Raw genomic sequence first — 26,841 nt, forward strand, 5'->3', positions numbered from 1 at the left:
TTACTCGAAAAAAGAATCCAATCCACTTAAAGCCGCTTCTTTTTTAGCACCTGTAACTTGAATGCCAAATTTTTCTTTTACCCAATTAGGGTCTACGTCCATATGAGACATGGCTTGTACAGTCATTTCCCAAAGGGATTTTAAATTTTCCTCTACTTCAAATTGAAAAGTCAATCCCCCAGGAATAAACCCAATGGCCTCCAGAGCAGGAAGGACTTTCTTATTCATTTCCTGAGCTACCTTTCTTTTGTCTGCTTTTACAATGTAATCAACAAGTTTACTAGAACTTTCTTCTTTAGATCTATTTCCATGTTTTGTATCCTGACCAATAATTGCCGTACTGATAACCATTGACAATTCATTGTTACAAAGCTGAATCAAGTTTTTATACACGTTGCCATCCGTTTGTACGCCAGTAGCAAAGTTAAACTCCTCCTGATCATCAATAATAAAGTATGCAGCACTACCCATGTCACGCATCATGGCTTCGGCTCTATCCAATTGTTCAGGGTCTTGAGTGTTGGTTTTTAAAACTCTTGGAGGAATACCATATATTTCACATAATTCTGACCAACAAGCCTGAGCAAACTTTTTAAATAATACATGAGGCACACACTTATTTAAAACCCCATAATTTCGCCCTTCAGATTCGTTAAACTCAATTAACCATTTCCCAAATTCATTGGCTTCACGATAAGGAACATAATTATTACTTAAAAGATCAGGGTAAAAACGTCCGTTCGATGGCGAAATATGTCTTCTGTCAATTTCAACCAAAGTTAAAACATCATTGATGTATTCAAACTCAACCAATGAGTAACCAAATAAAGGAGCGTCTAAAATAGATTTTACTATATCAAGATAAAACGGATGCGTTTTAAATAGATTAGTTGCATTTTCATCTACTTTACCACTTTTATTAATTAGTTGGAAAGATGAACCAATGGTTCTTTCTTGCCTTTGTTGCACTTGAGATGACAATGTTCCATCCAACATAATATCTTCATAGACTTCTATGAGTAGTTGTCTTTTGGGATCATCAACATTATCAGCTTTTTGTAAGGCAGTCTTCCAGTTGGATATATCTTTTCGGGTTCTCGATATCGCTTTTGGTTTTATTTTTCTGTAAAACCCTTTTTGCTGTTTGTTTTTGCCCCCTCTTCGGTTTCTATTATTTCTATTGGTCATGGCTAAAATGTATGTGTGAATTTAGGATTTGAAGCATATCTATTTTTGATTTTGGTTTCCCCATCCTCATCTTTTTTTAGTGGAAGATTTGGGGCAATAGCATTGTTTTCGGCAACTTTAGTAAGCCAAGCAATAGCATTATCATAATAGAGTTGAGCCTTTTCAAAAAGGTAATCAGAGTTGCATACACGTATCACATAATATATAGCGATACTCTTACCAAACTCTACAAGTAAAGGGTTTCTATCGTCACCCACAGCACTAAATATTTCATCAGTATCGTATTGTGGGTATAAATACGAAGTCATTTCTTGAACAGCTGCAGCAATCTGATATTCAACATCTGTTTGAGTGGCAATTTCTGTCAAACTATATTGATAGATTACTGTACTCATTTCGTCATAAGTGATAAACATAATCTTAGAATTTACGTGGTGATGTTCTTCCTACTCTGTAGGTGTTACTTTTTGTGGCGGTTCTTTTCTGTAATAAGAACACACCTCCTTCCAATGCATCGGGTGCATCATCGTGTACTTTGGAACCTTTTTGAAAAGCAAGTAATTGCTCAATTAGAACTCTCATTCCTTGCGAATCCTTTTCTTTCTCATTAAAAAGAAAAAATCCTCTCTCAAATAGAGGTTGTAACGCTTCGATTCTTGCAAACTTGTCTGGCTTCTTGCGTTTGTCTCCTCTTACAGGGATCTGATGACCAACGGTAGCTCCAAATGTTTTAAACTCTTCCAGTAGTAGATCTTGTAAAAAATTAGCTTCCATGTAATACATTACTGGTGTCGCTCCTTTTACGAAATCATCTATATCGTAATGCCATTGTACCATATTGGATACGGTGGTTTGATCAGCATACGCTTTTATTAAATGGTAATACCCTTCTTTGGTTTTCCCTAAAAGCATCGTGGCTTTAAAGTCATTTTTGGTAGATGATTTAAAACTGGGGTCAGTATAACACACAATAGCAGCATACTTTTTTAAAGGAAGCATTTTACCAAATTGAATATACTTTTCCTGAAAGATGACTCCTTCTTCAATCGGATTGTTCATGTACTCCTTTTGGAATGCTCTTTCTCCAATTGTCTCACGTAGTTCTGATATTTCATTGGAGGTGTAATTTTCTTTCCAAGAAGGAAGTCCTTTTTTATCTAAAGCGTTTATTATGGTATGATAAAAATTGGGTCGTTTAACAAGTTTGGCAAGTATCGACTTTTTATGAATTCTGTTGCCAACTAAAGTGACCCTTCCTCTTCCCATCGCCATAGTACCCATTAAGGCAGTAAGTAGCCAATCCAAGGCAACATCCACACGAGCTTCATTACGACACATTTCATCGTCATCAATATCATCAATAACAATATAATCTGGCCTGTTACTTCTATCTTTTAAACCCCTGGGGGATTGTCCACGACCAAGAGCTACAAAATAAAATCCTCCTTGCGTTCTGAATTCTCCTTCCTCCCATGATCCTGTTTGGGGTTGGTCGCCAAAATCATGATTGAATAGTGCATTAAACTGCAATTCTGCTTGTAAGTCAGAAAGCAGACGAACAGCAGCATCTTCACTTTTTGAAACAAGAACCATCATATTGAATTGTTTGCGTTCCTGTATCATTAACCACATCGGAATTAGTAAAGAAACATGGGTTGATTTAGCGTGACCTCTCGCCCATTCAAATACAGCTCTTGCTCTTTTGTTTTTTAAAAGGTATTTACCGGCATCCAATTGGAACTTACCACATTTACTTTTAGCAAGGTGGGGAAAGTAAGTTTCAACAAAATAGGCGTAATCCTTTCGTGCTCTCGCTACTCTGGAGTCGATGTCGTTTTTAGAGTCAAGAGTAAAAAAAGCGTTCTGCACCTCGTCTACTCTGGCTTTCCACCTTTTTTGTAATTCCTTAGAGGTCATTATCCTTATTAATTAAGTGCTGAATGTATCTATCCTGGTACTGTGTAATTTTCTTCATCACCTGCTCATCTACCGTGTCATCTTTTAATGCTTCTGACTGCAGGTAATTGGAGAATTTCAAAAAGATGCGAATCACATCATCAATTTTAATGTTGTTGCCTGCCTTTAAATGCTTCAACTGGGAAATAGCTTTAGAAAAAGCATCTGCATTGAAATCGTCACCATCCAACATCTCATTAATTTTTAATAAAGATTTGGAAAGTATTGTATCAATGCTCATTGCTTGGGATGCTCTTTTTTCTTCCCAATTACCATCGGTTTTCCACTTTCTCAATGTAGGCTGTGAAATACCTACGTTCTCGCATATCTCCTTTTCTTTTTTATTCTGCATGAAAAGCAAATAAGCGTATTCGTTTTTCTCTTTATTATTCGCTCTAATACCCATTTCTTTTTGTTTGCAAATACCTCATTAGACGGCTCCAAAAAAAATAGAGTAGGTATTATAACGGTTCTGTTTTTCTCAGGGAACACAGGGGTATATGTTTGTAATACTTAAAACGCAGAATAATGAAACACACTTTTGTAATAAATGATGAAAGCAAAGTAAACTCTCACGGCTTCAGGCTGATGAATAAAGGGATAGATCAACAAAGATTTCTTTCCAACCCTGTTTTGCTCTATAATCATGATAGAGATGATGTATATGGTAAGTGGGAAAACTTACGCATAGAAGGAACCACGCTTTTGGCTGATGCCACTTTTGATGAAGAGGATTTAAAAGCAAAAGCATTATCGGGCAAGGTCGAACGGGGATTTTTAAAAGGTGCAAGCCCATGCATTCATATTTTGGAGGTTGATATTGATCCATCAGGAGAGTTTGTGGCTACAAGAAGTGATCTTATGGAAATCAGCGTGGTAAGTATTCCAAGTAATGCGAATGCTTTAAAGCTAATGAACACGGAAGGAAAAGAAGTTTCATTCGATGAGGTGTGTTTACAGTTTAGTTTAAGCGGAAATGAACCAAAATTTAAAACAATGATAAAGTTACCTGTGGCCTTGCAAAATGCTTTAGGTCTATCTGTTGAAGTTGATGAGGCAATTCTTTTATCTACGGTAGAACAGAAAATGACAGAGTTTGAGGCTTTGAAATTAAAAGTGGACGCAGAAAAAGAAACCCGTGCCACTTCGCTTGTAGATCTTGCTATTAAAGAAGGTAAGATTAACGCAGAAGCAAAAGAACAATGGTTGAACCTTGCAAAAGACAATATTGCTTTAGCTGAAAGCACATTGAATTCTTTACAAAAGAAACAAAGCTTGTCGGCATTAACTGGTAATGTTCAAAAAGTGGACGAGTCAAGAGCAAATTGGACGTATTTGCAATGGTCTCAACAAGACCCTGAAGGTCTTGCAAAGCTGAAACATCAGCAACCTGAAGAATTTGAAAAACTTAAAAACACTAAATAACTATGGCAGTCTGGAAACAAATTTGGCTGGATATCATCAAGGAAGGTTTTTATCCTGATGGTTCGTTTTTAAACGAAGTAGTGGACATGTCAGAGTTTGTCGAGTACAATACTTTGAACTTGGCAGAGGCAGGAGCTGATCCTGATGTGTTAATTGATAACACAACCTTTCCTATTCCTGCAAGTACAAGAACTGATATCCCACATGCTTTACCGTTGGCTACTTTAACAACAAAGTCGACAATTGTAAGAAACATCGAAGAGATGGAAACAAATTACAATAAGATGGATTCAGCAGTGAGAGGTCATCGTAACGCTTTGTACAAAAAAGCACTTCAATTAGCCGCTCATGGTTATGCTCCTGATACGGACGATGAATTTACCCCTGTTTTAGGAACATCAGGTAATGCAAATGGATCAATAAAGAGATGTTCTTTCCAAGATATTATTGATTTACAAACTCGCTTCTATGAGTTTGATGCTGATCCAATGGATTTGGTATTGGTACTATCACCTCAACATGCAGCAGATCTTAAGGCAGAAGATATTGCCATGTATAAGCAAGTGATGTCAGATCGTAAGTTGTTCGACTTTAACCTGCATGTATCTAGTGCGGTACCTACATTTGATATCACAGATGGATCAAAGCAAGTAGTAAGCACAAAGCCAGATGATTTAACTCTTCATAGAGCTTCTATTGCTTTCTTGAAATCGGAGGTAATGAAAGCAGATGGTGATTATGATATGTTCTTAAAAGAGAAAGATCCTGATCAACAAGGCGATGTTTTCAACTTCCAAAAAAGATTCTTGGCAAAGCCAATCAGAGGAAAAGGTGTTGCTTCTTTGATTACTTCGGTACATCCATAAGAGAAGTAGCATGAAGCACATAATAGATAAAATTGGGATGGGTTCCTTTGTGGTAGCCCTCCCGTCTAGTATTCAATCGTGGACAAATGAATCTTACCTAAGATCAATCCTTTCAGATTCAAATATCTTTTGGATTACGTGTTCAAAAACGGTAACGGTACTCACTATTATTTGGCTTGTGCTTAAAATATTCAATGAGATAACATTAAGACTAGAATCCAATGGAAAAGGAAAAACAGGAGGATAGATTAAAAGAAATGGCATTGAGGTACTTTGAGCAAAACCCAAAGGCGGATGTATACCATTTGTTTAACGATGGAATGGGGTTTGGTGATTATGCCAAATCTCATAAAGATCAATATGCAAAGAAGTCTTTTCAGGAGTGCACAACTTTCAAAAGAAAAGACTTCTTTCCAGAGAAAACAGAAGATAAAAAAATTAAAACTTCCGAACCTAAATCATAAATACCATGTCAAAAGGTTTACCAAATGCGAAAATTACGATTCTCAATGATCAATTGGGACGTGATATCACAAACACAGGGGAGTTCCTTCTTGTACTTACGGGTATTGCTGTAACAGACAAGATCGAATTAAACGAAGTGAAAAAGATCACTTCTTTGTCTGAAGCAGAGGCTTTAGGTTTGGATGCTGCTTATGATACTGCTAATAGTTTAAAAGTACATCATGAAATTACCGCGTTTTACAGAGCAGCCGATGAGGGAATTCCTCTTTGGATTATGCTTATTTCTGATGCCACAACTATGGCGGATGCTTTGGACAAAAACAATAATATTGTTCAAAAAGCTTTAACAGATGCTGGTGGTGTTATTTCTTTGGTAGGTATTAATAGAATTCCAGATGGTGCTTACTCTCCTACACCGACCGAGGGGATCGACCCTGATGTAATTACAGCAGTAGAAAAAGCACATGAATTATCAATAGCTACCCAATCATATAAAACACCTGTTCGAGTATTGGTCGGAGGTAGAGGCTATACAGGTGTTGTAGCAGATTTACATGATTTCTCTCAAGATAGTTACAATGGTGCAGCCGTTGTTTTGGCGAGTGAGTCAGAGACAGGTTATCCAGCTGTTGGATTGACGTTAGGTTGGGCGGCTCAAGGAAGTATCCAAGAGGCTATTTCCAAAGTAGAAAGAGGCAGTTTACCAGTTTTCACAGGCTATCTTACAGATGGTTCGAAGATAGAAGTAAACAGAGCTGAAACTGGTCAAGAAACTACCCAAGATAAGATTTACGATAAGCGTTATATAGCGTTCCGTAAATTCGCAAACAGAGATGGGTATTATTTCTCAGGCTTCTTGGCTGCTACTTCTAAAGCAGATGACTATTCAGAAATCCAAAGAGGTAGAATTATTGATTATGCTTTACGTATTGCTTACGATACTCTGATTGATCAGATTGATAACGATATTGAAATTGACACAAACGGTTTCCCTGCTGCAGCGGAGATGAAAGCCATCGAAGGGGCAGTAAGTGGAGCATTAACGGAACTTCTTGTTAAACCTGGTTATGCATCTGGTGTGATCGTTGAGTTAGATCCAAACCAAAATCTATTATCTACGGACACCATTGTAGTGGATCGTATTGCGGTACGTCCAAAAGGTTATCCTAAATACCTTGAGGCAAATTTAGGCTTTGATAATCCTTTAAACAGCTAAAACAATGGCAGTATTTGATACAGACGAATTCGCTTGGGCGGATGTTCAAGTGGTAATTGGAGGAAGAAATATTGTAGGTATTCGTGGTATCCGATTTAAAGAGTCGGATGATGACGAATTAATCTATGGACGTGGCAATAGACCTATTGGTATTGGTTCGGGTAATCGCTCTTATGAGGTTGAGGTAAAAATGACACTTGGGGAAAAAGATGCTCTGGAAAAATCATTGGGGATTAATTCAATTTTGGATATCCGTTTTGATGTATCAGTGGCTTACTCAAAGCAACTTTCTGGAAAACAAGCTTTCCGTTACCTGCGTAGTGTAAAGATCTCTGAAAATGAGGAGGACTTTAACCAAGGCGATAAGTTTATGGAAGTATCTCTTCCTGGTATTTGTTTGGACATTGAAAGAGCGTAATAATGGAGCTAACACAAGATAAGATTCAAGCTTGGAAGAAAGAGCATGGAGATATCAACTTAATAGAGACAGAAGACGGCAAACAAGCGGTGATTTGGAATCCTACTCAGTCATTAAATGTAATGAAGCAAGTAATGACTGCTTTTCAAAACAGTGAATTTGATGCGGTGGAAGTGGTGATAAACAATTGCTTTATTGAGGGGGATGATTTAACGGGTGATGCCGATATTATGGGTATTGCTAAAAAAATCAAACACTTACTCGATTTGCCAGATGCTTTCATTAAAGATGAAAAAGAGGAGACATTTATTTGTGTTCCAGAGTTTGACTATAAAGTAAAAGTTCGTCACGTAACAAGAGGTGATATCACGTTTGCTAACGAAAAGAATCAAAAAAACATTCCTTTTGATACCAATATTGAAATTCTTAAAAGGGTTTGGAAAGGTACTGAAAAAGAGTATCAAAACTTATTATTATCGGATCGTCTTCATTTGGCATTACTTACAGTAGTTAATGACCTGAAAAAGGAAAATGAAGCGAGCTTAAAAAAGCTTTAGAAGCTTCTGCCATCACCCAGAGCAGTAGCTTTATACGTAAGGGTGATGCATTGCTCACCTATCATTTAGGAATTCAAAAACCTTGGGAATTACCCGAAGAAGAATGGGTCTATTTATACAATGGCCTTGTTTGGGTGAGAAAAGAGGAAGCGAAATACAATAAGAAATGAGTGACGTTTATCAATACATATTAAAAATTACTGACAAAGCCAGCCCTGTTTTTGATAAAGCAGGAAAAGCGGCTGGAGTAATGAATAACCGTTTTGAACGTCTCAATAATAATGTAGATCGTTTCAATGCAAAAATGAAAGTGAGCTTTACTACAGTTGCAGCAGGAGCTACAGCCGTAGTAGGTGCAATGGCATTGGCTACAAAAGCAGCAGGAGATTATCAAAATGAATTTCTTGAGCTTAAAAATCTGAATTTAGACAAAACAACATCACAGCTTAACGATTTAGACAAAAGCATAAAAAGAGTTTCTTTCGAACAGGGTTTAAACCCAAAAGAAACCGTAAAGGCTTTTTATGATGTGCAGTCGGCTACTGGTCTTTATGGCGAGGAAGTGGATAAGATTGTAACAAAAGTAGGAAGGTTCTCTATTGCAACCAAAGCCGACTTAAATGAATCAATCAATTCCACGACCAAAGCCATGAAGGCTTTTGGTTTATCTACAGATGAATTGGACGGTTACTTGGAGTCTTCTGCTAAAACGGTACAGGTGGGTATTACTACTTTTGACGAACTAGCAAAGGTACAGACAGAGTACGCAGGAGCAGCAGCTGCAGCAGGACAAACAGTAAACACAGCCAACAAAGTGTTTGCAGCTATGACGGCTATTTCAAAAGACAGTGCTACAGCTGCAACAGCAACTAAGTCAGCTTTCCAAGGTTTAACAGCAGACAATACAGTAAAGGGTTTAAAAGAGATTGGGGTAAACGTTTTTGATGCAAGTGGTCAAATGCGTGATATGGATGAAGTGATCAGAGATTTAGTTCCAAGATTAAAAGGAATGAATGATCAGCAGTTCCTCGATTTGAGAAATTCAATTGGAGGTCCAGAAGGATTACAAAACCTAATGAACCAGTTAAAAACTTCTGGTGATGATGTAATTAACACATTAGATGCTTTCGATCAGTCAAAGTTTAATATTGATGAAGCTTTAAAAAATGCTCAAGGTGATTTTAATACGCTTTCAAACATTGTTCAAAATAGATTTAATGTTGTTTTAACTGAATTAGGAGAAGTGATTCTTCCTTATGTGGCCATTGCTTTAAATAGTATTGGCGATGGGATTATTTGGTTAAGAGAAAACACTGAATCATATATGCCAGTATTAAAGGCACTTGGGGCGGGATTATTGACTTCGGGTATTGCGTGGGGTGCAATAATGTTAGCTTCAAAAGGTTATGCGGCTTCACTTGCTATTGCAAGAGTTGCAACCATTGCTTTTACAAAAGGTCAGATGTTGTTGAATTTGGTCTTAACCGCTAATCCTATTGGTATTGTGATCGTGGCCATTGGTGCTTTGGTTGCTGCTATTACTTGGGCTTACAATGAATTTGAAGAGTTTAGAGGGGTTGTTTGGGGATTATGGGAAGCTTTCAAAACGGCATTCGGGAATATTGGTGCTCTTGCCAGTGAGACCTTTGGAGGGATTGGAGATTTAATAGTGGGTGCATTGACATTTGATGTTGATAAACTTAAACAAGGATTAACAAGGGTAATGAATGCTTCTATGACTCATGGTAAAAAGATTCGAGAAGCATTTAAAAAGGGATATGATTCACAAATAGGGAAAGAGAAAGTGGAATCAGCATCAAGCACAGGAGCTGCGAAAGTTTCCAACCCAACATTGGATGATACCATTCCCCTTCCTGATGCCACTGTGGATGATTCCAAAAACGGTATTAATGATATCTCAAAAGGTGGATCAAGACAAACAACGGTCAATATCACTTATGGAGATATTAGCATGGCAGAAAATATTAATGTTCAAGAATTGACAGAATCTTTGGATGACTACTTCGAGAAGTTCAAGGAGCTTAACTATAGAGTATTTACATCAGTAGCTAATTTATCGAATGGCTGATTTTAATATAAATAACCTTACAGGTGGATTGTATCCTACTTTTGCTGCAAAGTCAGCTAAAGAAATCGTGAGTAGGGTCAAAAGTGGAGAAAACCGAGTAGATGAAATATTCGGTACTCCACTTTATATGCCTTTAAAACTTAATGATATACTACTTCCATTAGAGCCAATAGTGTCCGTAAGAACTAGAAAAAAGATCATTACAACTAATATTAATCGCTCAACTTCGAGGGGTAGTATCAAAGAGTTATTTGCAGAGGGGGATTATGAATTAACTATAAGTGGTTTTTTAATGGACAACACCAATACAGGGTTTGATAAATCGTACTCACTTATAGCAAAAGATTTCCCAGTAAATTCTTTTAAAGCATTAAGAGATATCTGTGAACGTCAAGAGGCAATAAAAATAGAGTCAACCATAACAGAATATTTGAATATTCAGTTTGTCGTTATTTCTGATTATAGCTTTCCTGGTAATAATGGTTCGCCTGATAGGCAAGCATATACAATTAGAGCTATATCAGATCAAGGCTCATCAACAGAAAACATCTATTCTAATATCATAAAACAATTAAATACACAATGAAACATTTAATCATCATGTTCCTAATGATTCACCAAATTACCATTGGTGCCAAAAACACGGAATTACCCTTAGTGAAAGAGGTAAAGATTGAGAAGTCATGGACAACACTTGCAGATACTGCACAAATCACTATTCCTTCCATTTCTAATGAAGTAGACAAAAGTCTTGGGGAAGTAATGAAAAAAGGTACACCCATCAATATACAATTGGGGTATCAGTTTGGAGAAGATCAATATTTAAATCAAGAATTCGAGGGATATATTAAAAGATTTCATCAGACCAACCCTATTAAAATTGAATTAGAAGATGCAGCTTATTTATTAAGGTCTAAAAGAGTAAATAAAGTCTGGAAGAAAACTACTCTAAAAGAAGTGATCACCTACATTATACAAGACACAAACATCACTCTTTCGGAAGATATACCAAGCGTTGGTTTTGATAAGTTTAGGGTATCCAATATTAATGGATATGATGCTTTAAAAAAGATTCAAGAGGAATTTGGATTAACTGCTTATTTCCGAGGAAAAACCTTATATGTAGGTTTGGCTTTTACGGAGAAACCAGGGGAGATAGAATTTGATTTCAATAAGAATATTATATCGGAGAATCTTACCTATAGAAATTTTGAGGATGAGGCTATTGAAATGAATGCGAAAGCAATTCAACCTGATAACTCGGTAATTGAAACAACAGTAGGTGAAAAGAATGGTATTCAAAAGAATTACACTTCCTATTCGGCACGGTCAGAGACCGAGCTTAAAAGACAAGCACAGGAAGAAATTGAAAAAGTCCGGTTAGGTAAATACGAAGGTGGTGTAAAAACATTTCTGTTTCCTTATGCTACTTTCGGTATGACTGCAAAAGTAACTGACATAGAAAATCCATCTAAAGACGGTAGCTTTTTAGTAGATAAAGTGACAGTGATGTTCTCCAGCTCAGGAGGACGGAGAGATATTCAGTTTGGTAAAAAACTCACATAGATGGGGTACGAAGAAGATATACAAAACCTTCTAAGACGAATCACTGAAAGGCCACCCGTACTTTTTCCTGCAAAAGTTGTAACAGTAAATGAAAATAATTTTAGTGTAGATGTATTGCCTTTGCATGAAGAAGTAGAGATTCCAGATGTTAGACTCAAAGCTTCATTGGATACTGCTAGTAATTATACTGTAGTTTTTCCAAAAGTAGAATCTATAGTTGTGGTGGCCTTAATTGGCAACTCTCAGATTGATGCATTTGTAACAATGGTCAATGAGCCTGAGAAAATAAAAACAGTGATTGGGGAAACAACCATTGAAGTAGATCAAAATGGGATAAGTTTCAATGGAGGACAAAATGGTGGGCTGATGATCACGCCTACTTTGGTGAATGAATTGGAGAAAAACAACAAACTACTCGATGCTTTTTTAAAGGTGTTGGGCGGTGCTCCTATAACAGAACCAGGAAACGGATCACCATCAGCTCTTCAACAGGCTTTAAATTCTGCTTTAAGCAGTTTTGAATTGGGTGATTTTTCAGAGGTAGAAAACAAAAAAGTAAAACACTAAATGAAAGACTTTATACTCAACGAAGATGAAACGCTAAAAATTACCAAAGGGGATTTTACGGCAGAGGATTCACTGAATCAAGAAGAGAAACTAATATTAATGGCCAATAAAGGTGATTACAGAGAGTTTCCCGATTTAGGTGTAGGTATAGGGTCTTTTGTTGATAGTGAGCTGGGTTCGCTTTATAAGCTGATTATAGAAAACATGGAGCTGGACGAAAAGGAAATCAAATCCTTGGACATCTACGAGAACGGAAATATTAACCTTACCACGAAAAGAAAATGATTGGAAATATAATCAAATCGGCTTCATCACTTATTAAAGGTTCATCACAAATAATTGATAAAGTGGTGACCAGTGACCACGAGAAACAAACCCTGAAAAATGAGTTGTCTCAAGTGGTTTTAAGTAACCTTAATCAATTGCATGATGCTCAATCAAAAGTGATTCTTGCAGAGGCAAACGGCAACATTTTACAGCGTTCTTGGCGACCTGTAGTAATGCTATGTTTCGCTTTTATTGTGATGTATACTTACTTTTTTCAACCTGCGTTTTTTCCTGACTCTCCAAACATGCAAAATCATTTACCTTCCGAGTTCTGGAGTTTACTGGAAATAGGATTAGGTGGTTTTGTGATAGGCAGAACAGCGGAAAAAATAGCAACGAATGTAACTAAAAACGTGGATCTGTCTTTTCTGAAAAAGAAAGAGAGAGCCGATAAACTAAGATAATTATGGCTTTTCAATTTGGATCAGCATCAAGACGTAGAATGGATGGAGTAAATCAATGGTTAGTGTTATGCGTAACTATGGCTTTATCCAAGTGTAAACACTTTGATCAAACAGTTCCTTGGATGGGAGGTTTGAGAAGTGCTGAAGATCAACATCGGATTTTCAAAAATGGGAATTCTCAATTAGACGGATACAATGCAAAGTCTTACCATCAAACGGGTAATGCTATTGATGTAGTGCCGTATCACAATGGCAAAATTGATTACAACTGTGATAAAGGGTTTAGAGAGTTTGCGGCGGCTATGTTTACATCATGGCAAGAAATCTTAGTAGAGTTTCCAGAGGCAAGGCAATATAAGTTAGAGTATGGTGGTCATTGGAGAAACTTCATTGATAAACCTCATTGGCAATTGGTATAAATAAAACACAATGGCACAAACAAGAGCAGAACTATATCAGGAACTACTGTCTGAAAAGCAAAGAGTTCAGGAGTTGAATGTTTTATCAGACGATAAAGAACTTGCAGAGGCATTGAAAGATTTAGGAGAAGTGACATCTACATCAAAAGTGGCGATGTGGAATCTTTGGTTATACATTACCTCATTTGTAGATCACATTATGTCCGTTCTTTTTGATGCTCATAAAGCAGAAGTGGAAGCTTTGATCAATTCATCAAAAGTACACACGTCGGCTTGGTACGCTGAAAAGATTTTGGAGTATCAACATGGAGATAACATTTTATTGCATCCTGAAACCTATCAACCTTACTATGAGGTGATAGATGAATCAAAACAAGTGGTAAAATCTGTAGCAGTTTCAGGTCGTGGTTTTGCTCTTGTGAAAATCAGAGGAGAAAACGGAAAGTTACCTGATACAGAAGCTCAAGGAGTTGAGGCTTACCTTAGAGAGATTCAAGAACCAGGGGCACAACTTGGAGTAGTGAATTTGGATAGTGATAAATTGGTGCTTCATGCTGAATTGTATTATGAGCCTGAGCAGGATCAAACAACTATTGAAGCCAATGTGCAAACGGCCGTTGAAACCTATATCAAGAATCTTCCATTTGATGGAACTTTGCAAGTATCTGATTTAGTCGATTATGTGAAGGATACTGACGGGGTTACGGATTTTTATATTACCATCTTAAAGGCTCGTCCTGATATTGGAACAGTACTCGAAGATGTTGAGGCTAGATATTACCCCTCATCGGGTTGGATGGAATTAGAAACTTATCAAGTAACCGCAATAGCCGATGTCTAAAATACAAGAACTCGATACTGATTTACTTACGTGGCGTTCGATTCCTTCGTTTCTACGAGATGTGTTTCACACTTCTTGGGTAAAGCTACTTACTTATAATACAAAACGACTCAACGAGCAAAAGCGATTGTTTAGAAGTTACGCAAGGGATCAAATCATTTGGGGAAGATCAAAATTAAGCGTGGAGACTTTGATCCGTTTGAGGTTTAATAATGATTCTATTTTTCTTACTACTCAAATAGTGAATAACGTAGAATTCCTTGTTTTTCCTCCTGAGTTCAATGCTTTGATTCCATTTGTAGGAACTCCATCAGATGCTACAACTATTGTAAGGCCACCAAATGATCCAACAATAGATTTGCAACAAACTCAATTAACTGTAGAAGTACCGAGCGTGCTTCAAGGTCAAGAAAATAATATTCACGCCTTCCTGAAGAAATATCTTCACGTGGGCATCATCTACGAAATAGTCTGGACATGAAAAAGTTTAATACTCCTAGTAAAGGGGCAATTTATAATACTAAGGATTTTGAGCATTTATTCAATGTTGCAAAAGACATTGCAGGAGCCTTGTCATCTGTGCTAACTGAAAGTACAGCACCTGTTAGAATATCTGGAGTAGAATTCACAAAAAACGGTCAAGATTATTCTTGTACTGAGGGGTGGCTGTTACACAATAATACCTTCTATAAAGTTGATGCATTTTCAGGAACGGCAACAGGCTCTCAAATTCCTGTATTCAATTTAGAAACAGTATCAGAACCTCATGAACCTCACGACCTTTATGAGGGCTATAATAAGGTGGGCACTTTCTTTATTTGTCAGGAAGAAAAGTTAAAGCCTTCTTTCGGAGCAAGTGGTACAGGTCTTTTTGATTATGATGCAATCATCAAGCATCCTGTGAAGAGAAATAGCGATGCTATTGCAGGTGTTCAAGGACTTTTGAGAGGTATGGTTGTTGACTATTACGGTGATCTTACCAATTTTGATGCAACAGGACTGGGCATTGGGGAATTTATCGGTTACGCTCTTTGTAATGGACAAAATGGAACCCCTGATGCTAGAGGTAGAGTATTTGTTGGTATGTCTGATACATCTTCGGCGAATGGAAATCCTGATGCTAATTTGGGAGAGTATTTCGTAATTGGAAATACTGGAGGTAATAGATCTTCAAGTCTAATTGAGGGTAATTTACCACCACACAAACATGGAGTAGGTGTTATTATAGTTGAAGACGGAGATCACGTTCACCCTATAACATGGCCAAACACTCAAGGTGATAATAATTTGGTTCATGGAATGTCTGCTAGATTAAATTCTAATGATAATAATGGGGAACCAACAGCTTTAGATTCTGTACCTACCCAAACAGATTTAGCAGGGAAGCACAGTCACGGAGCAACAGTATCAGAAAATACGGTGGGTAATGGAGATCCTATTGATATTAGACAACCATACATGGTAACAGGAAAACTAATGAAGCTTTAAAAAATGAAAAAGAAAGTAATCACATCCGAAGGGATGAATATATTAGATATTGTATTATTCAACGAAGGAAGCGTTGAAGGCTTACCTGTTTTCTTAGAACGAAATCCAAACTTAGATCCTAACGGAGTAATCCCAGCAGGAACTGAAGTTGTTATTGATACTGAAAATCAATCTCGTTCCGAGGTAGTGAATTACTTTCAAACGCGTAATATTAGAGTAAACACGGGTGATATTGTCGTTATTGCACCTCCAACAGATCTAACCGCAATTCCCACACCCTCAGAAGTGGGAAGTATCACTTTGAATTGGATTGACAACGCTCAAGGATCTTATCCATTTGAAATCTACAGAAGAAAGAAGGGAGCTATAGACTTTCTTCTTATTCATACTACATCAAACGGCATCAATAATTATATAGATAACATATTAGAGCATTGCACTACATATGAATACCGTGTGAAAATTGCAGGGGTATCAGGAGCAGTAGAATATTCAAACATTGCAGAGGCAACTACTCCATGTGCAGACCTTGTTATCTATAATACAGATTCATCAAAATTACAAGCATCTGGCACTAACTTCACTTGGGATCATCGACAAGGAGTGAGTTATTTGTTTGCCCTAGATGGTAAGGATAAAATAAATAGTATTTCAGCTTGCGATGCAGGTGTTTCAGGTGTTATCGACCTTACATCAAACGAGTGGTTAAACCTAGTTTATATCTGTTTTAAAAATGCTTTAAACCCTGATTTAAGATTAGGTAATTGGGTCAATCAAGAAGGTGTAATCTTGGATCTTGAAAACGCTTTCTACGAACCAGACGACTTCGAAAGGATGCTCACAGAATTAGAGCGTGTGAATGATCCTGATAACGTAATTCCAAACCGTACTTTTAACGGGGGGATTGTATTGGTAGACCTTTCAGAAAACCCAGACATCCAAACACGTATTGATAATCTTACCGCTTTGGGGTGGACTATTAAGATTGTAAATTACAAACTACTTTCTGCTACTATTGGGGAACGTACTTATGTATCTTTTGATGGTCGTATAACTGCTAATTCAGGGGCTGCTTTGTGGTTTGTGAATGGTAAACGTGTTGTTGGTAATGTGCAGTTGGAGCAAGGGGATTTGGTGGAGTTGTATCATAGTGATGTGGGTAATTTGCTTGATGTAAGTCTTAATAATTTAAACATAATATCAATTTATATAAGTGATATTCTATTCAATTCAGAAGCAACATTAAAAGTAAATCAAAATTACATTGGCATAGATCAATGGGGTTTTATTTTAGATTTATCTGATAAGGATCATCTAACTATAAAACTTAGAATAGAAGCAACAGTAAGTTACTACATCAAATCAACGTCATTAATTACTGATGAAGTAGAGAATTTCTTTAATAATTATGTTCATCCATACTACTACAAACTAAGAGAAAATTATAATATTACAGTTGATAATGAGAACATTTGCAATATTTGGTTTCCATACATTTGTGCTAAATATGAGCATACTCAATCACAAGAAGCATACTTTATTTGGAATACTAAAGGTATTAGTTCTTATGTAAAAGAACAGAAAGTAAGGGAATCTGACGATTATATTTATCACTCTATAAAACCCAATGCTTGGCAGTACATTGATAATTATGGGTTATTTGGTAGTTCTCAGTATGGGGGTACTGTCACTTCAAGAGTGAACAATGTAAATCCTTTAGTATTAGCAACGGGTGAGTTTAGATTGAATTGGACTACAAACTCACTTGCTACTGATGAACTTGCTGATATTGCAAGTGACTGGTATAACTTCTTAATGTCTGATAGAGATTTACAAACTTGTAGCGGTGTTTTTATTGCTTCAAATAGTGCTAAGAGATTAAAGCACGAACAGAAATGTGTATTTACGGGTATGACACATCCAAGTCCTGGCACTACCTTTAGAGGAGGTTTGTTTTTTCACCAAAACTATGAAGTTAATACTAACGAAACGACTGATTTGTACGAGATAAAAACAGTTGATTACATCTATTTTAGAGATATTAGAGGGTCATTTGTCAACCTTAAAATTAATATTGATTCTACTCATAGGGTAAAAGAAGTTTATCTTCAACAACTAAGATCAGGTGAGTTTACTGTTAATTCAGCTCCTTTCTTGGAGAGAATAAGATTTTACAACTATGGCCATGGTGTAAGTCCTAATGCTAATCAGCTTAGGATAGAAGGTAATTTACCGGAATTGCAACATTGCGGTGTAAAACACGCTACACAAGATTATAACGGAATAACAAGTATTGCTTCTTATAATGATATTTATATTGATTTAAGGAATGCACCAAAATTAAAAGAGTGTGTAGTTAGAAGATTGAACGAAGTAAAAAACATTGAAATATACCTTTCTTCTACTACTGAATTTGTCTTTACAACTCAATCTTTATCAATTAAAAATCTATCAGTTATTACAAATGTGAATATCAATTTATTGTTTGTGATACATGGTCTTTCAAATGATGTTTCTTTAGGTGGATTTAAACATGAGCAAAATCAACTAGATCAATTGAATGCTGTAAAGAATGATATTACAGATGTAAATGTTATAGCATCAACAACAAAATCAGTTAAGTTGTATAACAAGCAAAGTACAACTTTAGCATGGTTTCAGTCAGTTGAAACATTGCTTTTAGATTTGTCTCAAAATTACAATTGGAATACATATTACCATGATGAAAATGGTGATTACTTCTATTTTGAAGCTGGAACAGGTAATAAAATATTAGTATAGTGTAAACGGCAAAATAAACTGTACAATTCGATTGAAATAAAATGTACTTTTCGTTTTGCCGTTTATATTTAGTAGTTAGTTCAACTACTTTATTTGCACAAAAAAGAACAAGCGAATCTGCGGCTTATGTTACTTACGTATTCCAACCTCTTAACGGAGAAATCGTAGACAACTCAACAGGTATTTTTATGTTTAATGTAGATACCGAACTAAACACTTTAGATAAATCTGATGTAAAAACAGTGACTAAAGGTGTAAAAAAAGATCGCAGACCAAAAGCAATTCTTGATGCTAGAAATGATACTCTTTACAAATATGAAGAGTCGTTCGAAAAGTATAAAGAAAAATTTTCTGGTAAAGGTGACAAGTACAAAGACCTTAGAATCGAGATCGAAATTGACACTCCAACAATTGATTTTCTTGCAAACTCTTTTAAAGAATTAAAAGGAAGCGATATTGCTTTAAAATTGAAAGCTAAGGCAATGTTAAGAATCACTTCTTCAGATAGACAATTACTTTACGAAAAGGATCTATTTGCATCAAATCCTAAAGCTTTACAATATAAGGCTTCGAGCTTTGTGGAATACATCACTTTAAAATCACAAGTTAATAAAGCGGGTTCTGATGAAGCGAGAAGAGCGATTATGCAGCAACACATTCGTGATGAAATGCACAAAAAAATATTCAAATATGCGATCTATTATGCACACCTTGATATTCAAGAACAACTTTTTAGTGACTCATCTAGAGAATTGATTTATATCTTTGGTGCTAAAGGATCACATCCTAAATTCAAGCAGTTAACTGAACTTCAAGAAACTTTAGCGGATAGATTCAAAAAACTTTACTCTTTCTCTAAGAAGAAGAAAACGACAATGGACCAAGTGATGGAAACAATTGATGAGTCAATTCCACTGTGGGAGGAACTAATTGCTGAAGCAAACTATGAGGACAAAAAAGCTAAAGTAAATGGCGAAATTGCTGATGGTTTAAAATTAAACCTTGCATTAGCTTACACAATGAAAAGAGATTTTGATAAAGCTTTAGAGATTATGAATACTATCGAGAAAGCAAAAGAAAATCCAAATGGCTTAAACGGTATTATGGCGGGTTCTTTTAAAGGTCAAGCAAAGTCATTAAGAAGACTTCTTGAAAGAATTCAAATCGATCCTTCTAAAGTAAGCGTTACTACAGGTCAAGAAGCGAACTAATTCAGTTCAATTAATCTTATATAAGAATTTTAGGCTGTCATATAATAAATGTGACAGCCTTTTTATTTTACAATAAATTATCCCGTTAAACCATCGATTTTCAGCATCTTATAAATTCCTAAAATATTTTAGTGATTGTCATCAATGCTTTTTAAATCAGGTGTTTGCAAATTGAAAGTGCATGGTGCCAAAATGGAATAATAGGGAATCTAGTGAGAATCTAGAACTATGCTCGTAGCTGTATAGCACTCGTTGTCATCACTTAATTTAATAGCTAATTCAATACTTTTAGCTCTCTTAATTTAACTGATAAAAATTGATACTCCATTGCTGTTCCGCTTGATCAGATGTATCAAGTATAAAGTGAGAAGGACAATTTTTAGAGTCAAGTCAGAAGACCTACCAAGCAAATGAAGCCACCGACATCGAGTTAATGTCTAAGTTTTCAGCGTCCACCAAATTATTTGATGTACGTTACTGCACTTCCTACAATAGCGCCTTGTGTTTTGTTTCAAAAAAATTCAAAAGACATGGTCATCACTCAAGACAGTAAATTGCTGAAATTCGCCAATGAAGCAATTAACCTTACTAATGTAGAAAACGAAAACGCCAACATGCCTGAAGGTGTTTTTACTGCAAAACTTACCCGTATGTCGGGTGAAATCTCCAAGGAATACACAAAAGCCTACTTACTTCCCGAAAAGCATTTAAAGATGCATGAAGAAGGATGGATCTATATCCACGACTTCAGTTCTTATGCTGTAGGTATGCAAAACTGTATGTTTATTGATGTTGGAGAAATTCTTAGCAAACCCATTCATACAACGAATGGCACTATGCGTCCTCCTAAAAGTATTCGCTCTGCTTTACAAGTCACTGCTGTTGTTTTACAATGTCAGAGTAACGCTCAGTTTGGTGGTATCGCTATCAATGCCTTCGATTTCCATATGGCAAAGTTCATTAAACTCAGTTTCTATAAACATATGGAAACAGCTATTAAGTTTAATGTACCCGATCCTGATACATTTGCTTGGGACCAAGTAAAAGAAGAAACTAAACAAGCTTGCGAAGCTTTTCTTCATAACCTAAATCACTTAGAAAGCCGAGCAGGTAACCAACTACCGTTTGTATCGATTAATTACGGATGTGATACATCTAGAGAAGGTCGTTTGTTTATCGAATGCATGCTAAATGCCACAATGGATGGTATTGGAGAAAAAAGAACCACTCCAATTTTCCCTATTCAGATTTGGCAATACAGAAAGGAAGAAGGTAAAATTTTAAACGAGGATCTTTTCCAATTAGCTAACGAGTGTTCGATAAAAAGAGTCTATCCTAACTATGTCAACACCCATCAAGAGGTATATGACATTTTGGATAAAAACGGAAAAATTGTTCCAGATTTAATCCCTGCCACTATGGGGTGTCGTACACGTTTAGGAAAAAATCTACATGGCTATAACGGAAAATCGGGTAGAGGAAACCTATCTCCTGTAACCATGAACCTTCCTAAATATGCAATGGAAACTGACTCATGGGAGGAATTCTGTACTCTTGTAAAAGAGATGGCATTTATTGGAATCGACATGATGGAAGCACGTTTACGTTGGCAAAGAAAGCAACTAATGGGAGCTGCTCCGTTTATGTATAAAAACAAGATTTGGAAGCACGATCAACCGTATAACGAAAAAGCTAAAATTGGTGATATTCTTTATTCGGGTACCCTTGCTTTAGGATTTATCGGTATTGCCGAAGCTTTATTGATTTTAGAAGGAAAGCATCATGGTGAATCAGAAGAATCTCAAGAAAAAGCATTGAACCTGATTAAAGATCTACATAATTTCTGTGATAAGGAAAGTCAGAGAAGACGTTTGAATATCTCATTATATGCCACTCCTGCGGAAAGTTTATGTCATACTTTCGCTAAAAAACTACAAGAGCAATACGGTCATGTTCAAGGAGTTTTTGATAAAGAATTCATTACCAACTCTTTCCATGTTCCTGTATGGCACAACATCAATTATGTTGATAAGATTGCTATAGAAGCACCTTATCATAAATACTGTTCAGGTGGTTCTATCACTTATGTAGAGTTACGATCGGAAATCAATAAAACACCTCATTTATATAAAAATCTAATTGAGGGAGCGATGGAAGAAGGAGTTTATTACTTTGCTACTAACATCCAAAGAGATCGATGCTTAAACTGTGATCACGAAGGTTTATTTGATGATCTGAAATGTGATAAGTGTCAGTCGAAAGATATTATTACTTTAAGGAGAGTTACCGGTTATATTACAGGGGCCTATCATAAAGTATTTAATAATGGAAAGAAAGATGAAGTGAGGAATCGAGTAAAACATAATTAATGAATAAAAAAGAAGGTAATCTTAAATAGTGTATCAAAGATTACCTTCTTTTTTTATAATGTCTTTTTAATACTAAAATAAAAGGTACTTCCTTCTGATTCAGGGTTGTTTTCCACCCAAATATCACCATCATGGAGGTTAATTATTTTTTTGCAATTCGCTAAACCTAAACCACTTCCTTCATACTTTCTACTACTATGGAATTTTTTAAAAGCATCAAAAATATGCTCTCTTTTTTCAATAGGAATACCTATGCCGTTATCAGTTATTTCAAAAATCCAATGCTGTAGTTGACTTTTACATCGTATAGTGATTCTAGGTTTTTGACCTTTATGCATAAATTTAATTGCATTGGTTAATAAATTTTGAAAAACTCTATATAAACCAATTTTAGATGCATTAATTATCGGTAAATTTTCATAATAAATCTCGGCAGAACTATGTTCAATTTCACTATTGATATCTATCAAAACCTCATCCAATAATTTATTTATGTCTATCTCTTCTACATCTTCCATACGATCACTTTTCCCGTACTCTAAAAGTGAATAAACTAATTTTTTTAAACGATGTATAGAGTGTTCTAAAATTTCTAAATCTTCTTTATCTGGCTCATTATCTTCAAGACTTAACTCTATCATTTGCACCATATTATTTATCGGTGATTTGATATCGTGTGTCGCTTTATATACAAAATCTTTTATTTCTTTATTCTTATGAATTAATTGTAATTCTATATCTTTTAAATCTGTTATATCGATAAAGGAACCAATAAAAGAGACCAATTTTCCATTTTCATCGTATTCAAACCCACTATCTTTCGATCTACACCAAATCCACTCCCCATTTTTAGCTTTGAATCTATATTCTATTTTAAAAGTCTCCCCCTCTTTTGAATTGATTACATCTTCCATGTGTTTTGCAATGGCTTCTTTATCATTAGGATGAAAAAGATCCATAAACTCTGCTTGACTAAAACTATTCACCTCATCTAGATTGTACCCTAAAATAGAAGTGTACATTTTGTTCAAATAGGAATTAGTCCCTGTTTTTATGTTATAAATATAAATCCCATTCTGAGAGTTTAAATCTACTTTTTCAATAAAGTTTTTCCACTCTATAAGCTGATTTTTACGATTATACTCATCAGTTACGTTTCTTGTAATTAAGTTTAATCGAATAACTTCTCCCTCATGTATCACTGGAGTTACTGTTGTAGAATAATGCAAAGACCCTAATGGAGAAGGAAAATCTATTTCATAAGAATCAGCTAAACCTTTTGTGAAAACATCGTTTAATACATTACTCACCATGAACTTAGTTTCTTCATTGGGCAATAAATTAATCAGTGAAGACCCAAGTACTTCCTCCTTAGATAATCCAGGCGAGACATGATTGATGTAAAGAATTTTAAATTCACGGTCAATTTGAAATAAGTGATCTGTGTTATGCTCGATTAAAGAATAATACAAATCAATCTTTTTCTGATACTTAGAGTTTGTTCCACTCGTTCGCTTTGCATCAATAATTATGGCTATAATTTTATCTTCGCCTTCTATTTTGATTGGGCTTAGAGATATATCTACATGTTTTGTTTTCCCATTAAAATGTTTGGCATAAATTGGACGAGAACTTCCAGCACCCATTCTTCTTTTAGAGGCATTTTTAAAGAAGGATTCAACTCTTGAGTTATGGTCTTTAACATAATTCATAGGGATTAGACAGCTCACATTACGCCCGATTAAACTGTTGGCTTCATAACCCAATAATTCTTTTATTGCATTATTAGCAAACTCAATTATTCCTTGTTTATTGACTAAAATTGAGGCTTCAGCTAAATTTTCTAAAAGATTAATATGTTGATTCCAACTTTTCAAAGCAGGGTTTAACTCATCATTTACAGATTGAATGCTCATAGGTAACAGGTAAATAAGTAGTTTATTAAATTTAAAAACATACTTACAACATCTTTAATTACTCACGAACTTATTTCTATTATTCTCAATGATGTCACATAAAATATTATAATCTTCTACTTTAAACCATTTCATGTAATGCTTTAATCCATACCTGATACCCTTCAGGTCGCATATGTAACATATCGTCCTCAAATAAATCTGGTCGGCTATTGCCCTTATCATTTAACATTGGGCGATAAATATCGACATAAGTAACGTTGGTTTGGTGCTTGATTTCATCAAAAACCAATTGATTCGATTCTTCAATTTTAGATTGAATGTTGTCTTTGCTTGGAGACGGTTTAATCGACAAATACACGATTGGTAAAACATCTCCATATCTTTCTCTTATTTGATGATACAGACTATTGTAAGAATTTAAAATATCTGAAGGTTGCTGTCCTCCACCTAAATCATTATCACCTGCATATATAAATATTTTCTGAGGTTGATCGATATCAGAAAACAATTCTTTAAAATATAATGCACATGCTTCTAGTGTAGAACCACCAAACCCCATATTTAAGATTTGATCGTTGTTTAAGTCCTCTCTAACTGATGTCCATAAACGAAAAGATGAACTCCCATAAAAGACAATCGGACTTTCAATACGTGGCTGCTTTTTGATGTTGTTTGCTAATTCAGGCAACCCTTCTTCTTTATAAAATTGAATTTCTTCTGTAGTCATATTTTTATTTTTCCGCTAAGGCTATAGCCTCTTCAACATAAGATCTATACTGTTTTGAATAACGTGAGAGAAACACTCTAAGTTCCTCTTTAAAAGGACGTTTACCTTCCAAAACGTCAGATAATCTAAAAGGTTTTTTAATTACTACTCCAAGTTTAGTTTTACTGATTCTTTTATCAAAAAATGCAATCGCAATAGGAACTATTAAGGGATCGACACCCGAATGATTGGCAATCATAAAGGCTCCTGGTTTAAATTCTACCGGAGATTGCTGGGTCTCACGGCTTGTTCCTTCTGGACTCAAAATTAAATTTGTCCCTTCCTTTAATTTTTCTCCTGCCTCATCAAAGAATTTATTCCTTAAAGCACGCTTCTCTTCTACTGTCTGATTGGCCGTATCAGAGTCTTGAGTAAACACACCAAGATGTCCTAACTTATTATAATAATCTTGATGCCCGTATTCTGGACCTTTCCCTATTCTCACTACCCTCATCCCTGAATCTTTATAGAATTTATAAAGAAGCATGGAAATAAAATGAGAGTCTAAGGTGATCTGAAAATTATTCGGTAAGGTATAGTAAGGGTGGTTCAACAAGTGATTATAGATGAATATATTTCCCGTAGACGACGGTAAATTTTCTAACCCATCTATCTTTATATCTACATAAGAAACTGCACGTTCAAACAATTGGGCACATTCGTTTCTTAAATCTTTAGGCGATTTATGACCTTTAGCCGTAATCACATGATTGGTCATGTGTTTTAATCCCTCCAAAAATAAAAACTCACGTCGTAAAGGCATGGTGATTTTCCTAAAGAGATTGGCTAAGTTTTGTTCCGTAGGATCACCATGATCCGAAAGAGAATCTATTAGGTCGAAAGCTTCTCCTTGAGTTACTTTTTCTGATAATAAAACGGGTATTTTATACAACTCAGAACATACGCTTATTTGTGCTCCCGCTTGCTCGATCATGGTTTGAATGGTCAGGAATTCTCTATCGAAAGTCTGAGTAATGACTTGTGCTCTAATTGCTTTCAATGCACTTCCCAACAACCACAAAAGGCGATACATAAATAGCATACCTAAATGAGGAAACTCAGCATACAATACCAATAAATCGATTCTATTGATCTCCAAGACCTCTATAGGTTCCAACACCACTAACTCCATTCGGTTAGGAATTGGGTCGAAACTAGCGGCAGACCACATTATCACCTGACCAGTTTCCTGTAAAATATCCGAAGTATATACTTCGTCATTATTCGTGATATAATTCAATGCGACTTTACCCGATTTCAAGACCATAAACTTATCAGAAACTTGTCCTTTGGTAAGGAGTTTCATACCAGGATTATACCTTTTAGTGGTACTTATTTCCGATAACTTTGCCAAGTGCCAATCGGCAAAAGGGTTGAAAAATGAACTCTGTCTAAAAAAGTCCATCACGGTTTGCTGAGGTCCTTTATCCTGAAATGAGGTATAACTGTTTTTGGCTTCAAAACTTGATGTACTCACAGCAACGGCTCCTTGCATCCAAGATTCTCTTGCGTTACTCAGCAAGTTTGTACTCAACAATAAACTTGATGACAACACGTGCATCCCAATCTGAGGGAATTCATCAAAAAGTTGTCTTAGTTCTTTATTATTCCAAGAAATAACTTCTGTAGCGCCGACTGCTAAACCTGTTGTTGCATATCGGTAAGGTTCTCTAAAGCCCGACCATCCAATGGGTGTCCACTTTTCTATACTTTTCCCCACTTCCAAGGCACCCCTTTGGTCACCCACATTTAATTGATACGCCACTCCTCCACTTAATAATACATAGTAGTTCTCTGAGGTGGCAAATTGCTCAGTAATGACTTCACCATCGTTAAAAGTAATAATAGTGGCAAGGGAAGATAGTTGTTCTAATTCTTTTTCCGATAAGCGATCCGCAAACGGTAAATCATGTAAAGTGGCCGTTAATGTCATATAGCAGATGTTACATTATTAACTTAAGCTCAATGAACTTATGTTGTTAGTTTAAAAGTGTAATTCAGCT

At 35.8% G+C, this 26,841-nt stretch carries 26 protein-coding genes and 1 riboswitch; of the genes, 19 read left to right on the forward strand and 7 right to left on the reverse strand.

Translation table 11 applies throughout. The features are described from left to right. The 4 genes from MY04_RS11205 to MY04_RS11220 are packed head-to-tail and all read right to left on the reverse strand — an operon-like array spanning position 1 to position 3,550. Entirely contained in the window at positions 1-1,188 is a 1,188-nt protein-coding gene (locus MY04_RS11205) for a phage portal protein family protein (RefSeq protein WP_066209719.1), read from the reverse strand. 2 nt (positions 1,189-1,190) lie between these two features. Then, the gene (locus tag MY04_RS11210) at positions 1,191-1,604 is read right to left on the reverse strand and encodes a DUF1320 family protein (RefSeq protein ID WP_066209721.1); all 414 of its coding nucleotides are present in this window, start codon (positions 1,602-1,604) and stop codon (positions 1,191-1,193) included. A 4-nt stretch (positions 1,605-1,608) separates the two neighbouring features. After that, a complete protein-coding gene (gene terL, locus MY04_RS11215; protein WP_066209724.1) occupies positions 1,609-3,105 on the reverse strand; it encodes a phage terminase large subunit in 1,497 nt (498 codons plus the stop codon). Next, the gene (locus MY04_RS11220) at positions 3,095-3,550 is read right to left on the reverse strand and encodes a phage terminase small subunit-related protein (protein ID WP_066209725.1); all 456 of its coding nucleotides are present in this window, start codon (positions 3,548-3,550) and stop codon (positions 3,095-3,097) included. Before MY04_RS11220 ends, terL begins: the two co-directional genes overlap by 11 nt. A gap of 122 nt (positions 3,551-3,672) precedes the next feature. Here MY04_RS11220 and MY04_RS11225 point away from each other — a divergent pair, with 122 nt between their 5' ends. The 19 genes from MY04_RS11225 (at position 3,673) to nrdD (ending at position 22,153) form a co-directional block, all read left to right on the forward strand. Then, positions 3,673-4,569 (forward strand): HK97 family phage prohead protease, encoded by an 897-nt coding sequence (locus MY04_RS11225; RefSeq protein WP_084005846.1) that lies wholly within the window; start codon positions 3,673-3,675, stop codon positions 4,567-4,569. A gap of 2 nt (positions 4,570-4,571) precedes the next feature. Then, positions 4,572-5,435, forward strand: coding sequence for a hypothetical protein (locus tag MY04_RS11230; RefSeq protein ID WP_066209729.1), 864 nt, complete (start codon positions 4,572-4,574; stop codon positions 5,433-5,435). Between the two features lie 221 nt (positions 5,436-5,656). Then, entirely contained in the window at positions 5,657-5,899 is a 243-nt protein-coding gene (locus MY04_RS11235) for a hypothetical protein (protein WP_066209732.1), read from the forward strand. 5 nt (positions 5,900-5,904) lie between these two features. Next, positions 5,905-7,116: a DUF2586 family protein gene (locus MY04_RS11240; RefSeq protein WP_066209735.1), complete on the forward strand. Its 1,212-nt coding sequence runs from the start codon at positions 5,905-5,907 to the stop codon at positions 7,114-7,116. A 4-nt stretch (positions 7,117-7,120) separates the two neighbouring features. Next, complete coding sequence (locus tag MY04_RS11245) at positions 7,121-7,534, forward strand: hypothetical protein (protein WP_066209737.1); 414 nt, start codon at positions 7,121-7,123, stop codon at positions 7,532-7,534. 2 nt (positions 7,535-7,536) lie between these two features. Then, complete coding sequence (locus MY04_RS11250) at positions 7,537-8,091, forward strand: hypothetical protein (protein ID WP_066209738.1); 555 nt, start codon at positions 7,537-7,539, stop codon at positions 8,089-8,091. A gap of 166 nt (positions 8,092-8,257) precedes the next feature. Then, positions 8,258-10,180, forward strand: a complete 1,923-nt coding sequence (locus tag MY04_RS11255; RefSeq protein WP_066209740.1) for a phage tail tape measure protein — start codon at positions 8,258-8,260, stop codon at positions 10,178-10,180. Next, on the forward strand, positions 10,173-10,766 hold the full coding sequence (locus tag MY04_RS11260) for a DUF6046 domain-containing protein (protein WP_066209742.1): 594 nt from the start codon (positions 10,173-10,175) through the stop codon (positions 10,764-10,766). Before MY04_RS11255 ends, MY04_RS11260 begins: the two co-directional genes overlap by 8 nt. Next, complete coding sequence (locus tag MY04_RS11265; protein WP_066209744.1) at positions 10,763-11,746, forward strand: phage late control D family protein; 984 nt, start codon at positions 10,763-10,765, stop codon at positions 11,744-11,746. The genes MY04_RS11260 and MY04_RS11265 overlap by 4 nt, the downstream gene beginning before the upstream one ends. Next, positions 11,747-12,313, forward strand: coding sequence for a hypothetical protein (locus tag MY04_RS11270; protein ID WP_066209746.1), 567 nt, complete (start codon positions 11,747-11,749; stop codon positions 12,311-12,313). It begins immediately after the preceding gene. Then, complete coding sequence (locus tag MY04_RS11275; RefSeq protein ID WP_066209747.1) at positions 12,314-12,598, forward strand: hypothetical protein; 285 nt, start codon at positions 12,314-12,316, stop codon at positions 12,596-12,598. Then, on the forward strand, positions 12,595-13,044 hold the full coding sequence (locus MY04_RS11280; RefSeq protein ID WP_066209748.1) for a 3TM-type holin: 450 nt from the start codon (positions 12,595-12,597) through the stop codon (positions 13,042-13,044). Before MY04_RS11275 ends, MY04_RS11280 begins: the two co-directional genes overlap by 4 nt. Positions 13,045-13,046: 2 nt before the next feature. Further along, positions 13,047-13,463, forward strand: coding sequence for a M15 family metallopeptidase (locus tag MY04_RS11285; RefSeq protein ID WP_066209749.1), 417 nt, complete (start codon positions 13,047-13,049; stop codon positions 13,461-13,463). 10 nt (positions 13,464-13,473) lie between these two features. Beyond that, on the forward strand, positions 13,474-14,304 hold the full coding sequence (locus tag MY04_RS11290; RefSeq protein ID WP_066209751.1) for a hypothetical protein: 831 nt from the start codon (positions 13,474-13,476) through the stop codon (positions 14,302-14,304). Further along, positions 14,297-14,785 carry a hypothetical protein gene (locus MY04_RS11295; protein ID WP_066209753.1) on the forward strand — a complete coding sequence of 163 codons (489 nt, stop codon included), beginning with the start codon at positions 14,297-14,299 and terminating at the stop codon, positions 14,783-14,785. Before MY04_RS11290 ends, MY04_RS11295 begins: the two co-directional genes overlap by 8 nt. Next, positions 14,782-15,792: a hypothetical protein gene (locus tag MY04_RS11300; protein WP_066209755.1), complete on the forward strand. Its 1,011-nt coding sequence runs from the start codon at positions 14,782-14,784 to the stop codon at positions 15,790-15,792. The genes MY04_RS11295 and MY04_RS11300 overlap by 4 nt, the downstream gene beginning before the upstream one ends. A gap of 3 nt (positions 15,793-15,795) precedes the next feature. After that, entirely contained in the window at positions 15,796-18,573 is a 2,778-nt protein-coding gene (locus MY04_RS11305; protein ID WP_066209757.1) for a hypothetical protein, read from the forward strand. Between the two features lie 41 nt (positions 18,574-18,614). After that, the gene (locus MY04_RS11310; RefSeq protein WP_066209758.1) at positions 18,615-19,784 is read left to right on the forward strand and encodes a hypothetical protein; all 1,170 of its coding nucleotides are present in this window, start codon (positions 18,615-18,617) and stop codon (positions 19,782-19,784) included. Between the two features lie 165 nt (positions 19,785-19,949). Continuing rightward, a riboswitch (cobalamin riboswitch) is annotated at positions 19,950-20,205 on the forward strand. A 109-nt stretch (positions 20,206-20,314) separates the two neighbouring features. After that, positions 20,315-22,153 (forward strand): anaerobic ribonucleoside-triphosphate reductase, encoded by a 1,839-nt coding sequence (gene nrdD / locus MY04_RS11315; protein WP_158297665.1) that lies wholly within the window; start codon positions 20,315-20,317, stop codon positions 22,151-22,153. A gap of 53 nt (positions 22,154-22,206) precedes the next feature. Here the strand turns inward: nrdD and MY04_RS11320 are convergent, their stop codons facing one another. The 3 genes from MY04_RS11320 to MY04_RS11330 all read right to left on the reverse strand — a co-directional run bounded on the left by MY04_RS11320 (position 22,207) and on the right by MY04_RS11330 (position 26,771). Then, positions 22,207-24,069: a PAS domain S-box protein gene (locus MY04_RS11320; protein WP_066209762.1), complete on the reverse strand. Its 1,863-nt coding sequence runs from the start codon at positions 24,067-24,069 to the stop codon at positions 22,207-22,209. Between the two features lie 121 nt (positions 24,070-24,190). Continuing rightward, the gene (locus tag MY04_RS11325) at positions 24,191-24,799 is read right to left on the reverse strand and encodes a GDSL-type esterase/lipase family protein (protein ID WP_066209764.1); all 609 of its coding nucleotides are present in this window, start codon (positions 24,797-24,799) and stop codon (positions 24,191-24,193) included. A gap of 4 nt (positions 24,800-24,803) precedes the next feature. Then, positions 24,804-26,771, reverse strand: coding sequence for a 1-acyl-sn-glycerol-3-phosphate acyltransferase (locus MY04_RS11330; RefSeq protein ID WP_066209765.1), 1,968 nt, complete (start codon positions 26,769-26,771; stop codon positions 24,804-24,806). Positions 26,772-26,841 lie beyond the last annotated feature (70 nt).

It is taken from the genome of Flammeovirga sp. MY04 (genome assembly GCF_001682195.2).
GTDB lineage: Bacteria > Bacteroidota > Bacteroidia > Cytophagales > Flammeovirgaceae > Flammeovirga > Flammeovirga yaeyamensis.

Bases quoted from the DNA above. Each gene is read 5' to 3' on its own strand.
- MY04_RS11205 (WP_066209719.1), bottom strand. From the start codon at position 1,188: ATGACCAATAGAAATAATAGAAACCGAAGAGGGGGCAAAAACAAACAG.
- MY04_RS11210 (WP_066209721.1), bottom strand. From the start codon at position 1,604: ATGTTTATCACTTATGACGAAATGAGTACAGTAATCTATCAATATAGT.
- terL (WP_066209724.1), bottom strand. From the start codon at position 3,105: ATGACCTCTAAGGAATTACAAAAAAGGTGGAAAGCCAGAGTAGACGAG.
- MY04_RS11220 (WP_066209725.1), bottom strand. From the start codon at position 3,550: ATGGGTATTAGAGCGAATAATAAAGAGAAAAACGAATACGCTTATTTG.
- MY04_RS11225 (WP_084005846.1), top strand. From the start codon at position 3,673: ATGAAACACACTTTTGTAATAAATGATGAAAGCAAAGTAAACTCTCAC.
- MY04_RS11230 (WP_066209729.1), top strand. From the start codon at position 4,572: ATGGCAGTCTGGAAACAAATTTGGCTGGATATCATCAAGGAAGGTTTT.
- MY04_RS11235 (WP_066209732.1), top strand. From the start codon at position 5,657: ATGGAAAAGGAAAAACAGGAGGATAGATTAAAAGAAATGGCATTGAGG.
- MY04_RS11240 (WP_066209735.1), top strand. From the start codon at position 5,905: ATGTCAAAAGGTTTACCAAATGCGAAAATTACGATTCTCAATGATCAA.
- MY04_RS11245 (WP_066209737.1), top strand. From the start codon at position 7,121: ATGGCAGTATTTGATACAGACGAATTCGCTTGGGCGGATGTTCAAGTG.
- MY04_RS11250 (WP_066209738.1), top strand. From the start codon at position 7,537: ATGGAGCTAACACAAGATAAGATTCAAGCTTGGAAGAAAGAGCATGGA.
- MY04_RS11255 (WP_066209740.1), top strand. From the start codon at position 8,258: ATGAGTGACGTTTATCAATACATATTAAAAATTACTGACAAAGCCAGC.
- MY04_RS11260 (WP_066209742.1), top strand. From the start codon at position 10,173: ATGGCTGATTTTAATATAAATAACCTTACAGGTGGATTGTATCCTACT.
- MY04_RS11265 (WP_066209744.1), top strand. From the start codon at position 10,763: ATGAAACATTTAATCATCATGTTCCTAATGATTCACCAAATTACCATT.
- MY04_RS11270 (WP_066209746.1), top strand. From the start codon at position 11,747: ATGGGGTACGAAGAAGATATACAAAACCTTCTAAGACGAATCACTGAA.
- MY04_RS11275 (WP_066209747.1), top strand. From the start codon at position 12,314: ATGAAAGACTTTATACTCAACGAAGATGAAACGCTAAAAATTACCAAA.
- MY04_RS11280 (WP_066209748.1), top strand. From the start codon at position 12,595: ATGATTGGAAATATAATCAAATCGGCTTCATCACTTATTAAAGGTTCA.
- MY04_RS11285 (WP_066209749.1), top strand. From the start codon at position 13,047: ATGGCTTTTCAATTTGGATCAGCATCAAGACGTAGAATGGATGGAGTA.
- MY04_RS11290 (WP_066209751.1), top strand. From the start codon at position 13,474: ATGGCACAAACAAGAGCAGAACTATATCAGGAACTACTGTCTGAAAAG.
- MY04_RS11295 (WP_066209753.1), top strand. From the start codon at position 14,297: ATGTCTAAAATACAAGAACTCGATACTGATTTACTTACGTGGCGTTCG.
- MY04_RS11300 (WP_066209755.1), top strand. From the start codon at position 14,782: ATGAAAAAGTTTAATACTCCTAGTAAAGGGGCAATTTATAATACTAAG.
- MY04_RS11305 (WP_066209757.1), top strand. From the start codon at position 15,796: ATGAAAAAGAAAGTAATCACATCCGAAGGGATGAATATATTAGATATT.
- MY04_RS11310 (WP_066209758.1), top strand. From the start codon at position 18,615: ATGTACTTTTCGTTTTGCCGTTTATATTTAGTAGTTAGTTCAACTACT.
- nrdD (WP_158297665.1), top strand. From the start codon at position 20,315: ATGGTCATCACTCAAGACAGTAAATTGCTGAAATTCGCCAATGAAGCA.
- MY04_RS11320 (WP_066209762.1), bottom strand. From the start codon at position 24,069: ATGAGCATTCAATCTGTAAATGATGAGTTAAACCCTGCTTTGAAAAGT.
- MY04_RS11325 (WP_066209764.1), bottom strand. From the start codon at position 24,799: ATGACTACAGAAGAAATTCAATTTTATAAAGAAGAAGGGTTGCCTGAA.
- MY04_RS11330 (WP_066209765.1), bottom strand. From the start codon at position 26,771: ATGACATTAACGGCCACTTTACATGATTTACCGTTTGCGGATCGCTTA.